At 58.8% G+C, this 14,642-nt stretch carries 15 protein-coding genes; 6 read left to right on the top strand and 9 right to left on the bottom strand.

Translation table 11 applies throughout. The features are described from left to right. The first annotated feature begins 20 nt into the window (after positions 1 to 20). A complete protein-coding gene (locus IB250_RS21610) occupies positions 21 to 2,867 on the top strand; it encodes a valine--tRNA ligase (protein WP_192345525.1) in 2,847 nt (948 codons plus the stop codon). Positions 2,868 to 3,134: 267 nt separating this feature from the next. Further along, on the top strand, positions 3,135 to 4,157 hold the full coding sequence (rlmF, locus tag IB250_RS21605) for a 23S rRNA (adenine(1618)-N(6))-methyltransferase RlmF (protein ID WP_192345524.1): 1,023 nt from the start codon (positions 3,135 to 3,137) through the stop codon (positions 4,155 to 4,157). Between the two features lie 207 nt (positions 4,158 to 4,364). Here the strand turns inward: rlmF and IB250_RS21600 are convergent, their stop codons facing one another. After that, positions 4,365 to 4,646, bottom strand: a complete 282-nt coding sequence (locus tag IB250_RS21600) for an HU family DNA-binding protein (RefSeq protein WP_007905514.1) — start codon at positions 4,644 to 4,646, stop codon at positions 4,365 to 4,367. A gap of 396 nt (positions 4,647 to 5,042) precedes the next feature. Here IB250_RS21600 and yejK point away from each other — a divergent pair, with 396 nt between their 5' ends. Then, entirely contained in the window at positions 5,043 to 6,047 is a 1,005-nt protein-coding gene (gene yejK, locus IB250_RS21595; RefSeq protein ID WP_007905511.1) for a nucleoid-associated protein YejK, read from the top strand. Continuing rightward, positions 6,047 to 6,397, top strand: a complete 351-nt coding sequence (locus IB250_RS21590; protein ID WP_123494432.1) for a glutaredoxin family protein — start codon at positions 6,047 to 6,049, stop codon at positions 6,395 to 6,397. The genes yejK and IB250_RS21590 overlap by 1 nt, the downstream gene beginning before the upstream one ends. A gap of 147 nt (positions 6,398 to 6,544) precedes the next feature. Here the strand turns inward: IB250_RS21590 and IB250_RS21585 are convergent, their stop codons facing one another. From IB250_RS21585 to IB250_RS21565, 5 genes are all read right to left on the bottom strand, one after another. Beyond that, positions 6,545 to 7,480, bottom strand: coding sequence for a glutathione S-transferase family protein (locus IB250_RS21585; RefSeq protein WP_192345523.1), 936 nt, complete (start codon positions 7,478 to 7,480; stop codon positions 6,545 to 6,547). 88 nt (positions 7,481 to 7,568) lie between these two features. Further along, positions 7,569 to 7,889 carry a GIY-YIG nuclease family protein gene (locus IB250_RS21580; RefSeq protein ID WP_192345522.1) on the bottom strand — a complete coding sequence of 107 codons (321 nt, stop codon included), beginning with the start codon at positions 7,887 to 7,889 and terminating at the stop codon, positions 7,569 to 7,571. A gap of 39 nt (positions 7,890 to 7,928) precedes the next feature. Further along, entirely contained in the window at positions 7,929 to 8,399 is a 471-nt protein-coding gene (locus IB250_RS21575; RefSeq protein WP_192345521.1) for a nuclear transport factor 2 family protein, read from the bottom strand. A 113-nt stretch (positions 8,400 to 8,512) separates the two neighbouring features. Beyond that, complete coding sequence (locus tag IB250_RS21570) at positions 8,513 to 9,829, bottom strand: CynX/NimT family MFS transporter (protein ID WP_192345520.1); 1,317 nt, start codon at positions 9,827 to 9,829, stop codon at positions 8,513 to 8,515. Next, complete coding sequence (locus IB250_RS21565; protein ID WP_123494438.1) at positions 9,819 to 10,478, bottom strand: FadR/GntR family transcriptional regulator; 660 nt, start codon at positions 10,476 to 10,478, stop codon at positions 9,819 to 9,821. The genes IB250_RS21570 and IB250_RS21565 overlap by 11 nt, the downstream gene beginning before the upstream one ends. Before the next feature lie 184 nt (positions 10,479 to 10,662). On the opposite strand from IB250_RS21565, the gene IB250_RS21560 reads away from it, so the two are divergent. Continuing rightward, on the top strand, positions 10,663 to 10,974 hold the full coding sequence (locus tag IB250_RS21560) for a type II toxin-antitoxin system MqsR family toxin (protein WP_192345519.1): 312 nt from the start codon (positions 10,663 to 10,665) through the stop codon (positions 10,972 to 10,974). Next, positions 10,971 to 11,453 carry a type II TA system antitoxin MqsA family protein gene (locus IB250_RS21555; protein ID WP_192345518.1) on the top strand — a complete coding sequence of 161 codons (483 nt, stop codon included), beginning with the start codon at positions 10,971 to 10,973 and terminating at the stop codon, positions 11,451 to 11,453. The genes IB250_RS21560 and IB250_RS21555 overlap by 4 nt, the downstream gene beginning before the upstream one ends. A 65-nt stretch (positions 11,454 to 11,518) precedes the next feature. Here the strand turns inward: IB250_RS21555 and IB250_RS21550 are convergent, their stop codons facing one another. From IB250_RS21550 to IB250_RS21540, 3 genes are read right to left on the bottom strand one after another with little or no spacing between them, the layout of a single operon-like run. Further along, positions 11,519 to 12,283, bottom strand: coding sequence for an amino acid ABC transporter ATP-binding protein (locus IB250_RS21550; protein WP_007905492.1), 765 nt, complete (start codon positions 12,281 to 12,283; stop codon positions 11,519 to 11,521). Between the two features lie 10 nt (positions 12,284 to 12,293). Next, positions 12,294 to 13,391 carry an amino acid ABC transporter permease gene (locus tag IB250_RS21545; protein ID WP_007905491.1) on the bottom strand — a complete coding sequence of 366 codons (1,098 nt, stop codon included), beginning with the start codon at positions 13,389 to 13,391 and terminating at the stop codon, positions 12,294 to 12,296. Positions 13,392 to 13,401: 10 nt separating this feature from the next. Beyond that, a complete protein-coding gene (locus IB250_RS21540) occupies positions 13,402 to 14,583 on the bottom strand; it encodes an amino acid ABC transporter permease (RefSeq protein ID WP_192345517.1) in 1,182 nt (393 codons plus the stop codon). Between the last annotated feature and the right edge of the window lie 59 nt (positions 14,584 to 14,642).

Below are 14,642 nucleotides of genomic sequence, written 5' to 3'. Positions count from 1 at the left end.
CCAATAGGGTCCCGCCGCGCATGGATAAGACCTACCAGCCGCACGCCATTGAAACTTCCTGGTACAACACCTGGGAGTCTGAGAATTACTTCGCCCCGCAAGGCGCGGGCGAGTCCTACACCATCATGATCCCGCCGCCGAACGTCACCGGCAGCCTGCACATGGGTCACGGCTTCAACAACGCGATCATGGACGCCCTGATCCGTTTCCGCCGCATGCAGGGTCGCAACACCCTGTGGCAGCCGGGTACCGACCACGCCGGTATCGCCACGCAAATGCTGGTGGAGCGTCAACTCGAAGCCCAAGGCCAGAGTCGCCACGATCTGGGCCGCGAAAAATTCCTCGAGAAAGTCTGGGAGTGGAAGGATCAGTCCGGCGGCAACATCAGCCGTCAGATCCGCCGCCTCGGCTCGTCCGTGGACTGGAGCCGCGAGCGCTTCACCATGGACGACGGCCTCTCGGAAGCGGTTAAAGAAGCGTTCGTACGCCTGCACGAAGACGGCTTGATCTACCGCGGCAAGCGTCTGGTCAACTGGGACACCAAGCTGCACACGGCGATTTCCGACCTCGAAGTGGAAAACCACGACGAGAAAGGTTTCCTGTGGAACCTGAAGTACCCGCTGGCCGACGGCGCCAAAACCGCTGAAGGCAAGGATTACCTGATCGTCGCGACCACGCGTCCGGAAACCATGCTCGGCGACGCCGCCGTGGCCGTTAACCCGAACGATGAACGCTACAAAGCCCTGATCGGCAAATTTGTCGAGCTGCCGCTGGTTGGCCGTCGCATCCCGATCATCGCCGACGATTACTGCGACCCTGAATTCGGCACCGGCTGCGTGAAAATCACCCCGGCCCACGACTTCAACGACTACGAAGTCGGCAAGCGCCACAACCTGCCGCTGCTGAACATCTTCGACAAGAATGCTGACGTGCTGCCCGCGGCCCAGGTGTTCAACCTCGACGGCAGCGTCAACGAGCAAATCGACGGCACGCTGCCCGCCGAATACGTCGGCCTCAACCGCTTCCAGGCCCGCAAGGAAATCGTGGCCGCCTTCGAAGCCGCCGGCCTGCTGGTCAGCGTCGACGATCACGCCCTGAAAGTGCCAAAAGGCGACCGCTCCGGCACCATCATCGAGCCGTGGCTGACCGACCAGTGGTACGTCTCCACCAAGCCATTGGCCGAGCCGGCCATCGCTGCGGTTGAAGACGGCCGCATTCAGTTCGTGCCAAAACAATACGAAAACATGTACTTCTCGTGGATGCGCGACATCCAGGATTGGTGCATCAGCCGTCAGTTGTGGTGGGGCCATCGGATTCCGGCCTGGTATGACGAGTCGGGCAAGGTCTATGTCGGTCGCGACGAAGCCGAAGTGCGTGCCAAGAACAACCTCGGCCCGGACGTTGCGCTGCAACAGGACAACGACGTTCTGGATACCTGGTTCAGTTCGGGCCTGTGGACTTTCTCCACGCTCGGCTGGCCGGAGCAGACCGAATTCCTGAAGAAATTCCACTCCACCGACGTGCTGGTGACCGGTTTCGACATCATTTTCTTCTGGGTTGCCCGGATGATCATGCTCACCATGCACTTGGTGAAAAACGAAGACGGCACGCCGCAGGTTCCATTCAAGACTGTTTATGTGCACGGTCTGGTGCGTGATGGCCAGGGCCAGAAGATGTCCAAGTCCAAGGGCAACGTCCTTGACCCGCTGGACATCATCGACGGTATCGAGCTCGAAGACCTGGTGCAGAAACGCACCTCCGGCATGATGCAGCCGAAACTGGCGAAGAAGATCGAGAAGCAGACCCGCGACGAGTTCGCCGACGGCATCGCCAGCTACGGCACCGACGCCCTGCGCTTCACGTTCTGCTCGCTGGCATCGACCGGTCGCGACATCAAGTTCGACATGGGCCGCGTCGAAGGCTATCGCAACTTCTGCAACAAGATCTGGAACGCTGCGCGCTACGTGCTGGACAAGGGCGAAGACTGTGGCCAGAACGGCGAAGCCTACGAGCTGTCCCTGGCGGATCGCTGGATCATTTCGCAGTTGCAACGCACTGAAGCCGAAGTCACCCGTCAGCTCGATCAGTTCCGTTTCGACCTGGCTGCACAAGCCTTGTACGAGTTCATCTGGAACCAGTATTGCGACTGGTACCTGGAACTGTCCAAGCCTGTGCTGTGGGACGAAAATGCACCGGTCGAACGTCAACGCGGCACCCGCCGCACGCTGGTTCGAGTGCTGGAAGTCGCGTTGCGCCTGGCGCACCCGTTCATGCCATTCATCACCGAAGAAATCTGGCAGCGCGTCGCGCCGCTGGCCGGTATCGAAGGCAAGACGATCATGCTGCAACCTTGGCCAGTGGCCAACGAAGCACGCATCGATCAGGGCGCCGAAGACGACATCGAATGGCTCAAGGGCCTGATGCTCGGCACGCGTAACATCCGTGGCGAAATGAACATCGGTCCGGGCAAGCCGCTGAACCTGTTCCTGAAAAACGTCAGCGCCGAAGATCAGCGCCGTCTCACCGAGAACGAAGCGCTGCTGAAGAAGCTGGCTCGTCTGGAATCGATCACCGTTCTGAAAGCCGGCGAAGAAGCACCGCTATCTGCCACCGCACTGGTCGGCGAGATGGAAGTGCTGGTGCCAATGGCCGGCCTGATCGACAAGGACGCCGAACTGGCTCGTCTGGATAAGGAAATCCTGCGTCTGCAGGGCGAAGTTCAGCGCGTCGGTGGCAAGCTGTCCAACGCCGGTTTCGTTGACAAGGCCCCGGCCGAAGTCATCGAGAAGGAACGCGCCAAACTGGCCGAGGCTGAACAGGCTTTGGGCAAGTTGGCCGAGCAGCATGCGCGGATTGCCAGCCTGTAACGGCAAATCGCAATGAAAGAGGGAGGCCCGAAACGGCCTCCCTTTTTTATGCCCATCACTTTTCCCCTACACCACAAATCCCTTGTGGGAGCGAGCCTGCTCGCGATGAGGCCATACCATTCAACATTGATGTTGCCTGTTTCGCCGCCATCGCGAGCAGGCTCGCTCCCACAGGGGGGATTGCGCTGTTTGTCACAATTGGGTTCACAACGGCTGGATGTGGGACAATACCCGCCACTTTTAGCCATACCCGAATCGACCACACCCATGAACGCCCCCCGCACACCCCGCCCTGCGCGCAAGAAGCCTGACTCCACCACCCCGGCCAAAGCCGTGGAACCGCGTGAAAAGGCCAGCCTGCACCCGCGCAATCGCCATCAGGGTCGTTACGACTTCCCGGCGCTGATCAAAACCACGCCGGAGCTGGCGAAGTTCGTGATCATCAATCCGTACGGCAAGGAAAGCATCGACTTCGCCAGCCCGGACGCGGTTCGGGTGTTCAACCGGGCGCTGCTCAAGTCGTTCTACGGCATCGCCCATTGGGACATCCCGGCCGATTACCTGTGCCCACCGGTGCCGGGCCGTGCTGACTACGTGCACTTCCTGGCTGACCTGCTGGCCAGCGTCAACGACGGTGAAATCCCTCGCGGTGCGCCGGTCAAGGTGCTCGATATCGGCATGGGCGCCAACTGCGTCTATCCGCTGATCGGCTACAGCGACTATCGCTGGCACTTCCTCGGCTCGGAAATCGACCCGACGGCCGTGGCCGCCGCCAAAGCCATCGTGCAATCCAACGGGCTGAACAAAGCCATCCAGCTGCGCCAGCAAAGCAATCCCAAGCACATTCTGTTGGGCCTGCTCGAACCCGGCGAACGCTTCGACCTGACCATGTGCAACCCGCCGTTCCACGCCTCGATGGATGAGGCAACCAAGGGCAGCGAGCGTAAATGGCGCGCCTTGGGCCGCGCCGACCCGAAACGCAAACTGCCGGTGCTGAACTTTGGTGGTCAATCGGCCGAACTGTGGTGTGAAGGCGGCGAAGCACGCTTTGTGACGCAACTGATCGCCGAGAGTGCGCATTTTCAACACAAAGTGCTTTGGTTCAGCACTCTGGTCTCGAAAGCCTCAAACCTGCCTGCGATCCAGACGGCACTGAAAAAGGCCGGTGTATTGGAAAGCCAGGTCGTGGAAATGTCTCAGGGGCAGAAGCAAAGCCGCTTTGTCGCCTGGACGTTCCAGACTAAAAGCGAGCAGCAGGTCTGGCGTGAACGCTGGGCGCGTAAAAGCTGATTAACTGACCGCCGGAGATCAACTGTGGGAGCGAGCCTGCTCGCGAAGGCGGCAGCACATTCAACATCAATGTGACTGAAGCACCGCTATCGCGAGCAGGCTCGCTCCCACAATTGGCTCAGAGGTGTTTGTCGGTCAATCACTGAATTTCAGACACAAAAAAACCGTGCCCGGATTACTCCGGAGCACGGTTTTTTCTAACAAGTCTTACTTGTTAACAGCGTCGGTCAGGCCTTTGGCCACAACCAGCTTGATAACTTTCTTGGCAGCGATTTCGATGGCAGCGCCAGTCGAAGGGTTGCGGCCGGTACGGGCAGGACGCTCAGTCACTTTCAGCTTGCCGATACCTGGCAGGGTGATTTCGCCGCCGTTTTCCAGCTGATCAGCAACGATTTGGCCCAGTTGGTCCAGAGCGTTACGCGCGGTGGTTTTTGGCGCGTCGATAGCTTCAGCGATGTCGGCGATCAGTTGGTCTTTAGTAAGAGCCATTGTAGTGTTCCTTCCCTATCAAATTCATATGGATTGCAGAGTGCAGTGTCAGCCATCGAGCCCGATCTTCTGGATCTGGCACCCTCGGCATAACCTCGACGAGTCGGGGTTATAGATACCGAAATCAGGGTTTGGTTCGACCTGACAAATGCTGAATGCACGCTTAACGCAGTGACTTCGCGTAAGACCGGGCAAAACTAGCACAGAGACGGGGAAATATCCGCCTCTAGCTACCCATTTGGTCAGCTTTATTGCTCTAAATCGTGAAAAAGCTGCATAAGGGCCGTCGGGCAGCTTCGAATTGACCTTCGTACCGCGCCAAAACCAGTGGTTGCGGTACACTGGGCGCTTTTTCGGGGGAGCACGCCCTCCTCTCTTCAATCAGCCGAGAAGCCCATGCCGATCCGTCATTGCATCGTCCACCTGATCGACAAAAAACCCGACGGCACACCCGCAGTTCTTCATGCCCGCGATTCCGAACTGGCCGAGTCCAGCGCCATCGAGTACATGCTTGCCGACCTCAACGAGAGCTACAACGCCAAACAAGGCAAGGCCTGGGGTTTCTTCCATGCCGAGTCCGGGGCGCATCCGTTCAGCGGCTGGCTGAAGGAATACCTCGACGGCGGTAAGGACTTCACAGCCTTCAGCCGAGTGGCAGTGGAACATCTGCAAAAGCTGATGGAAGAGTCGAACCTCTCTGTGGGCGGCCACGTGCTGTTTGCGCATTACCAGCAAGGCATGACCGATTACCTGGCCATCGCCCTGCTGCACCACAGCGAAGGCGTGGCAGTGACCGATCAGCTGGACGTGACCCCTTCGCGACACCTGGACCTTGGCCAGTTGCACCTGGCTGCGCGGATCAACGTCTCCGAGTGGCAAAACAACAAGCAATCCAAGCAATACATCTCGTTCATCAAAGGCAAGAATGGCAAAAAGGTTTCGGAGTACTTCCGCGACTTCATCGGCTGCCAGGAAGGCGTCGACGGCCCCGGCGAAACCCGCACCCTGCTCAAGGCTTTCAGTGACTTCGTCGAAAGCGAAGACCTGCCGGAAGAATCCGCACGCGAGAAGACCAAAACCCTGGTGGATTACGCCAGCAGCCAGGCAAAAATGGGCGAGCCCATGGGCCTGGAAGAACTGTCCGGGCTGATCGACGAAGAACGCCCGAAAGCTTTCTACGATCACATCCGCAACAAGGACTACGGCCTGTCACCCGAGATTCCGGCAGATAAACGCACCCTGAACCAGTTCCGCCGCTTCACCGGTCGTGCCGAGGGCTTGTCCATCAGCTTTGAAGCGCATCTGCTGGGCTCGAAGATCGAATACGACGAAGAAGCCGGTACGCTGATCATTAAAGGCCTGCCGACCCAATTGACCGACCAGCTCAAGCGACGCAACTGATGCTCGGCGGTGTATTGAAGAAGTGCCTGCTGATCTTGCTGGTGGTCGTGGTTTACCAGAACTGGGGCAAGATCGAGCGGGTATTTCACCCTTCGCAGGTGGTGTCCGAGCAGACCCAGGCCAAGGCCAACGTCGTGCTCTACGCCACCGATTGGTGCGGCTACTGCAAGTTGACCCGACGCTTTCTCGACCAAAAGGGCATTCCATACAAGGAATTCGATATCGAGAAAGATGCCCAGGCGCGCAAGGCCTACGAGGCGCTGGGAGGACGCGGGATTCCGCTGATCGATGTGAACGGCACGTTGATACGCGGGTATGACCCGGACAAGGTTCTTGCGGCGCTGAAGTAACTCTTCAGACCGACACCGTCCCTTGTGGGAGCTGGCTTGCCTGCGATAGCGGAGTGTCAGGCAACATCAAAATTGCAGGGCTGACCTCATCGCAGGCAAGCCAGCTCCCACAGGTTAGTGCATGAACAGAAATTCAATGGTTAGCGCCTACTGAACTTCGATGCGAAACCCGAACCGCGGAAAGTGCACATGCACCACGCCGGCCCGCTCATCTTCACGACGCAGAATCAATTCTTCACTGCCCGCAAACAACAACTCTCCCGCCACCGGATCAACGCCGTAATCGGTCGCGGCGATCACCACCTGCTGGCCAACCTCGAACCCGTTCGGCTCATCGAACTGCTCATCCGGTAACGCAGCCGGTGTGGCGTTGCGGGCAATCGCCAAGGCTTCCTCGGCCGTCATCTCGCTGAACGCACCATGACCAAAGCCCATCACCCGGCCAAACCAGGCTGATACAGCCGGATAAGCATCCACCAATGGTGACGTCACGTGCGTCGCCTTGAGAAACCACAACGGGTGAGCCAGAGCAAAGTCGGCAATCGACGGCTCACCAAACAGAAAGTCGCCCTGTTCGCGCTGAAGCTGCTGCTCCAGACGCGCCATGATCGTTGGCCACTGATGCCGAGCCTGTTCGGCGGACAACCGTGTAGCGCTGCCACCGCTGAACAAGCCGGCGCGATCGGCCAGGAACCCCTTGAGCGCTTCCGGCGACAACTTGCCAAAGCGCACCGCCACCGACGCCGGCTGGAAGACCAGGCTGACCGCATGCTGGAACACCACCGAATCGGCCCACGCCGCGAAGGTCGCGGTGATCATTTCCTGGCCTTCCGGGAAGAACGCCGGCAAGGCTTTTTCCTGCTCCAGACGACGCGCCATCAGCGCCGTGTCGCAATAGACATCAGCACCAATCTGCAATACCGGCGTCTTGCGATAGCCGCCGGTCAGCGCCGTCAGATCGGGTTTCGGCATCACTGGCGAGATGTTCACCGAGCGCCAGGACAACCCCTTGAAGCCCAGCAACAAGCGGGCCTTCTCGGCGAAAGGAGACGTCGGGTAATGATGAAGGATCAACTCGGACATGCTCGGCTCCGCCGCTCGGATAAGGAACCCGCAGCTTAGCGCGCAATCCACATGCAGCCTACCCATCTGCCTGATGGACGCTTATCAGTCAGATTGATAAGCCCGCAGCCGCGCTCGCCACCAGACATTCCTTGGCGCTTTTCTTGAGTTTTTTAATCAATCGTTCCTGGCGCAGTGCTTCGCTTTTGTCGCGACAGACTTCGGTGTACACCAGCGCCACGGCCGGGCTGGACAGGAAGAAGCGCGCACCTTTGCCACTTTTGTGGGTGGCGAAGCGGCGGACGGGATCGTCGCTGATCCCACAGTAGAGCGAACCATTGGCCGCGCGAACGAGGTAGACGAACCAGGGTTTGCTGACGGGCAGCGGCGGTTCGGCGGCAATGACGGAAGATTCGCTCGAGGTGTTCATGTGACGATCAAGGCTTGTAGGAAACAAGCCGCGATCTTATCAGCGACTGGCCTGGAATGCCTTTAGCCCCTTCAAGGCCTGGGCACGAACGGCGTTTTTCACCGCTGGCGTCCAGCCCAACAACAGCCCTTTGAAACCCAGCGCCTGACGCGACCAGCGCCACAGATCAAAGCTATCGTGATGCTCGCAGATCTTGCCGTCACGAAACACGAAACGCGCCTGGATGTCGTTGACCACGGTATTGCCGGTCTGGCTGAACAGGTAGGTCGCCACCCAATGGGCACCGCCCGTGCGCTCATCGCTACGCACGTTATCGAAGGTCAGGGAGAAGTCCTTGGCCCGGGTGGTGAGCATGCGCCACATGTCGCCGGCATCGCGCCCGCGCAGCTCGCCGAATGCCGGATCACTGAACACCACGTCGTCGGTGTAACAGGCACTCATGGCCTCGGCATCCAGCCGCTGGAAGGCTTGGTAGAACCGGGTGATCAAGGCGTTGTGGGCGTCACTCATGGGCAGGCTCTCCGGGTTGCAAAGTGGCATCGAAAGATTGCCTGCACGATAGTCAACAAATGCGCGGAACACTATCGGCATTCGTGGCCCGAATACCGACAGTGCGCAAAACGTCAGACTTTCTCGCTTTGAACCTGAACGTACAACGAACGTCCGGCACCGAGGCCGGCGATGATCGCGCCGAGGCCGATAACGCCGAAGATCCAGCCCACGGCGCTCCAGCCGCCGGTCCAGTCATGCACTACGCCGACCGCGAACGGCCCCATGGAGGCCAGGGTGTAACCGAAACCCTGGGCCATGCTCGACAGGTTGGCCGCGACATGAGCATCCCGCGAACGCAGCACGATCAGGGTCAGCGCCAGGCTGAAGGTGGCGCCCTGCCCCAACCCCAGCAGGATCGCCCAGCCCCACAAGCCATCGATCGGTGCATAGAGACAACCGAACAAACCGCCGAGGGTCATTGCCATGACGATCACGATCGCCGGCCGCTGATCCTTGCCGCGTGTCGCCAGCCAGGGTGCTGCCAGCGAGCTGATCAACTGGACAATCACCGAACCCGACAACACCAGACCGGCCTGGATTGGCGTCAGACCGCGGCCGATCAGAATCGACGGCAGCCAGCCAAACACGATGTAGGCCAAAGACGATTGCAGGCCCATGTACAAGGTCACTTGCCAGGCCAGCGGATCACGCAACAGCCCTCGGACCCGATAGGCAACATGGTGCGCGCCGTGTTTCTGACCGACTTGCGGCAACCAGAAAATCGCCGCGACCAACGCTGGAACCATCCAGAAGCCGAGACCCAAGGCCCAGCTCTTGTCGAAATGCTCGCTCAACGGCACCGTCGCCCCAGCCGCCATGGCCGCGCCCAGGCACAGGGCCATGGTGTAGACGCCGGTCATGGTGCCGGCCTGTTTCGGGAAATCGCGTTTAACAATGCCAGGCAGCAGCACGCCGATCACCCCGATACTGGCGCCGGCCATCACGCTACCGGCGAACAGGCCGACCTCGCCGAACGAACTGCGCAACATGATCCCGCCGGCCAGCATCAGAAGAATCCCCAACACCACCCGTTCGGCACCAAAACGTCGCGCCAGCACTGGCGCCAAGGGTGCGAACAGACCGAGGCAAAGTACCGGCAAGGTCGTCAGCAACCCGGCCTGGGCAGCCGAGAGCCCCAGCGTCTTCGAGATCTCGCTGAGCATCGGCGCCATGCTCGACAACGCCGGACGCAGGTTCAGCGCCACCAGAATCAGGCCGAGCAACAGCAGCCATGGCCGCTGAAGGACCGGGTGAGTTTGCTGAACCTGTTCGTCATCGGCCTCGGCGTCGATCAACAGCTCTTCGAGCTCCGCCGTACGCTTGTGCTCAGTGATGCTGCTGTTGCTGGCCTGCTGGGTGGACATGGGATTCTCGGTTTCAAGGTTCATTGATCAACTGCCTCGACAAGGCTTTGGCCCGTTCCGGGTCGCGTTGCTCGACGGCATCAAGCAGTTCGATATGGAGGTCGAACACTTCTTGACGTCGGGGGGAAATGTTCAGGGTTTCGCGCAATTGCGCGCCGATGACGCTGGAGAAATAGCGATACAACTCGCTGAGGGTCGGGTTGTGTGCGGCGTCAACCAAGCGGCGGTGGAACACCAGATCGCAAGCGATATACGTGTCGAGATCGCCGTGGTAGTGACTGCCACTGACGCCCAACGCCTCGCGCAATGCCACCAGGTCTTCGTCGGTCCGACGCAACGCAGCCAGCCCGATGGCCTCGACTTCCAGAATGTGCCGAGTCTCCCGGGCTTGCTCGTGGGAGCAGCGGGACAACGCCTTTATGGTGTCGAGCGGATCGACCACCGCCCGCAGATAGCTGCCGTCGCCCTGACGGATTTCGATCAACCCGGAAAACGCCAATACGCGCATGGCTTCACGCACGGTATTGCGACTGATGCCCAACTCGGCGGACAGCTCGGGTTCGGTAGGTAAACGCTGGCCGACCGCCCATACACCTTCGGTGATGCGCAAGCGCAACTGATCCAGGGCCTGATCGACCAAGGACCGCTTTATGAGTGGAGAAATTTCTGACATTAAATTCGCCCTTTCATCCAATCATAGGATGAATTTTCTGACATGTTAGTCAGCTTCGTGTAGGACGGCAACCGCCTACGGTCAGAGAGAGGGAAATGGTCAGAGAGAGGGAAATGGAGCGGGATTTTCGATTAGTCAAAATTACCCTTTAAGGGTAATTTCTAGGACAGGTTCAAGGTTTCTTATGGAGAAGAACACACCCCATTACAACCTGGTGGTGATCAAGGAGGATGTCAGGCGGCTCGGGAAAAACGCGTATACCAAGACGGCACGGAAAAACGGCAGAGACCTGGGCTTTAGCATCAGGGAAATGCAAGAAGTCGTTTTCGAATTGCACAGCAAGATGTTGTACAAATCAATGACTACCTATGACGATCATCGGATTTGGCAAGACGTGTACCACATCACTTCACACGATCTGGAGATTTACATCAAGGTCACTTACTGCTCAGGCAGTGAACCTCCGGTGATCTCCTTCAAGGAGAAAAACCCATGAATACAAAACAATGCTTCAGCTGCGGCGCGCGTGAGGGAATGAGGCACTTCGAAGGGCGCGGCGAAACCATGAGTGTCAAGGGAATGGAGCGCCGGGTCGACGATTTATCCGGATGGGAGTGCCAGGCATGCGCAGAAGTCATACTCGACCCCGGTTGCTCGGAGCGCTATTCAGATGCGTGCGACGAGCTGGTCATCGCCGGCAGACAAATGATCGGCAACGAGATGAAGCGCATCCGCCGCAAACTGCATCTGTCGCAAAAAGAAGCGGTACTTCTGCTGTCCGGCGGCGGACACAACGCATTCTCCCGCTACGAGCGTGGCGAAGTACTTCCGCCCAAAGCGTTGATGCTGCTGATGCGCTTGCTGGATCGCTATCCGCACTTGCTCGCCGATGCGAAAACCCTGGGTGAAGGAGCGGACTTGAGGGGTTTCAAGGATACAGTGCACAAGGAACATGAAACGCTCACTGTGTCCTGAGCACCAGACGTACAAAAAACAAACCCGGCGCGAGGCCGGGTTGGTTTTTACGAGTCAGTCTGGCATCAATGCAGAATCTGGCTCAAGAACAGCTTCGTCCGCTCATTCTGCGGGTTGTCGAAGAAGTCGTTCGGCGCGGCCTGTTCGACGATTTCACCTTTGTCCATGAAGATCACGCGATTGGCCACGGTACGTGCGAAGCCCATTTCGTGGGTTACGCAAAGCATGGTCATGCCGTCTTCGGCCAAGCCGATCATGGTGTCCAGAACTTCTTTCACCATCTCCGGGTCGAGTGCCGAAGTCGGTTCGTCGAACAGCATGATTTTTGGTTTCATGCACAGGGCACGGGCAATCGCCACACGCTGTTGCTGACCGCCAGACAGTTGCCCCGGGTATTTATGCGCCTGCTCCGGAATGCGTACGCGCTCCAGGTAATGCATGGCGATTTCCTCGGCCTTGCGCTTGGGCATCTTGCGAACCCACATCGGTGCCAGGGTGCAGTTCTGCAGGATGGTCAGGTGCGGGAACAGGTTGAAGTGCTGGAACACCATGCCGACTTCACGGCGGATCGCTTCGATCTGCTTGAGGTCGTTGGTCAGCTCCACGCCATCGACCACGATGCGGCCCTGCTGGTGTTCTTCCAGTCGGTTGAGGCAACGGATGGTGGTGGATTTACCGGAACCCGACGGGCCGCACAAAACGATACGCTCGCCTTGCTTGACGTTCAGATTGATGTCTTTCAACACGTGGAACTGGCCGTACCACTTGTTCACGCCCTGCATCTGAATAATGCCTTCAGGGCTCACAGGCTTTTTGATTGCTTCGCTCATTACAGAACTCCTAACGCTTGTGGCCAGTGTCGAGCTTGCGTTCCAGATGCATGGAATAGCGCGACATACCAAAACAGAAAATCCAGAACACCAGGGCCGCGAACACATAGCCTTCAGTGGCCATGCCCAGCCATTTCGGGTCGGCGGCGGCTTGCTTGACGCTGTTGAGCAGATCGAACAGACCGATGATGATCACCAGGCTCGTATCCTTGAACAGCGCAATGAAGGTATTGACGATGCCAGGGATCACCAGCTTCAGGGCTTGCGGCAGAATCACCAGGCCCATGCTGCGCCAGTATCCGAGGCCCATCGCTGCAGCCGCCTCGTACTGACCTTTGGGGATCGCTTGCAGACCGCCACGCACCACTTCAGCGATGTAGGCCGACTGGAACAGGATCACACCGATGAGCGCGCGCAACAGTTTGTCGAAGTTCATGCCTTCAGGCAGGAACAACGGCAACATCACCGACGACATGAACAGCACCGTGATCAACGGCACACCGCGCCAGAACTCGATGAAGGTCACGCAGACCACGCGAATCGCCGGCATGTTCGAACGCCGGCCCAAGGCCAGAACGATACCCAGCGGCAATGCACCGACGATACCGACGGTAGCGATCACCAGAGTCAGCATCAAGCCGCCCCATTGGCTGGTCGCCACTTCGGTCAGACCGAACCATCCACCGTGCAACAAGACGTAGGAAATGATCGGATAGAGGACCAGAAAGCTCAGGCCGTAGATTGCCTTGTGTGGAACGCGTGCGATGAACAACGGCGCCACGCCAATCACCGCCAGCCACACGGTCAGGTCTACGCGCCAGCGCAGGTCTGTCGGGTAGTAACCGTACATGAACTGGCCGAAGCGCTGCTGGATGAACACCCAGCAGGCGCCCTCCTTGGTGCAATCGGCGCGAGTGGTGCCGACCCAGTTGGCATCGAGAATCGCCCAACTCACGACAGGCGGAACTATCAGGTAAATCAGATAGAACGCGAACAGCGTCAGCAGGGTGTTGATCCAGCTGGAGAACATGTGCGCCCGCATCCACGCCACGATACCGATGCTGCTGCTCGGTGGTGGCATGTCGGGTTTGAAAGTATGAGTCGTCATGCGCTTTTCCTTACCGCTCGATCAGCGCAATGCGCTTGTTGTACCAGTTCATCAGCAGGGAAATGCTGATACTGATCGCCAGGTACACGCTCATGGTGATGGCAATGACTTCGATCGCCTGCCCGGTCTGGTTCAGCACCGTACCGGCAAACAACGACACCATCTCCGGATAACCGATACCGGCCGCCAGCGAGGAGTTTTTCGCCAGGTTCAGGTATTGGCTGGTCAGCGGTGGAATGATCACGCGCAGGGCTTGCGGAATGATCACCTTGCGCAGGGTCGGACCATTGCGCAATCCCAACGAGTGGGCCGCTTCGGTCTGGCCGTGGCTGACCGACTTGATGCCCGAACGCACGATTTCGGCGATAAACGCCGCGGTGTACACCGTCAGGGCCAGGGTCAGCGCCAGCAGTTCCGGGATCAGCACCCAGCCACCGACGAAGTTGAAGCCCCTGAGCTCCGGCATCTCCCAGTGCAGTGGCGCGCCGAAGATCAAGGCACACAGCGCAGGGATCACCAGGAACAGCGCCAGGCCTGCCCAGAATTTGTGAAACGGTACGCCGGTCGCTTCGAAGCGTTTGGTCGCCCAGCGGCTCATCAGCACGATCGCGACGATAGCCACGACGATGCTCGCCACAAACGGCCAGAAACCATCCGCCGTCAACGCTGCGGGCATGTTCAGGCCGCGGCTGCTGACGAAGAAGGTGTCGCCGAAGTTATGGCTGTTGCGTGGCCCCGGCATGGTCAGGAACACGGCGAAGTACCAGAACAGGATTTGCAGCAGCGGCGGAATGTTACGGAAGACCTCTACATACACCGTCGCCAGCTTGGCAATGATCCAGTTCTTCGACAGCCGTGCCACACCGACGATGAAACCGAGGATCGTCGCCAGGATTACACCGATAAAGGTGACCAGCAGGGTGTTGAGCAAACCGATGACGAACACACGGGCATAGCTGTCCGATTCGGTATAGTCGATCAGGTGCTGAGCGATGCCGAAACCGGCACTGCGCTCAAGAAAGTCGAAACCCGAGGTAATGCCCCGGTGCTGAAGGTTGGTTTGCGTGTTGTCGAACAGGTACCAACCCATCCCGACCACGGCGACAACCGTGATGATCTGAAACAGCCACGCACGCACTCGTGGATCGCTGAGGCTGAGCCTCTGCTTAGGTGCGCCGATTGAATTTTGCATGAAGTGCCCCGGAAATAATGGAACAGAACATCACCCGGTGGTTGGCCCACCGGGTGATA

The sequence above is a fragment of the Pseudomonas sp. PDM09 genome (genome assembly GCF_014852305.1).
Classification (GTDB): domain Bacteria; phylum Pseudomonadota; class Gammaproteobacteria; order Pseudomonadales; family Pseudomonadaceae; genus Aquipseudomonas.
The sequence above is the reverse complement of the archived record's forward strand: the minus strand, read 5'-3'. Positions and strand labels throughout refer to the sequence as shown.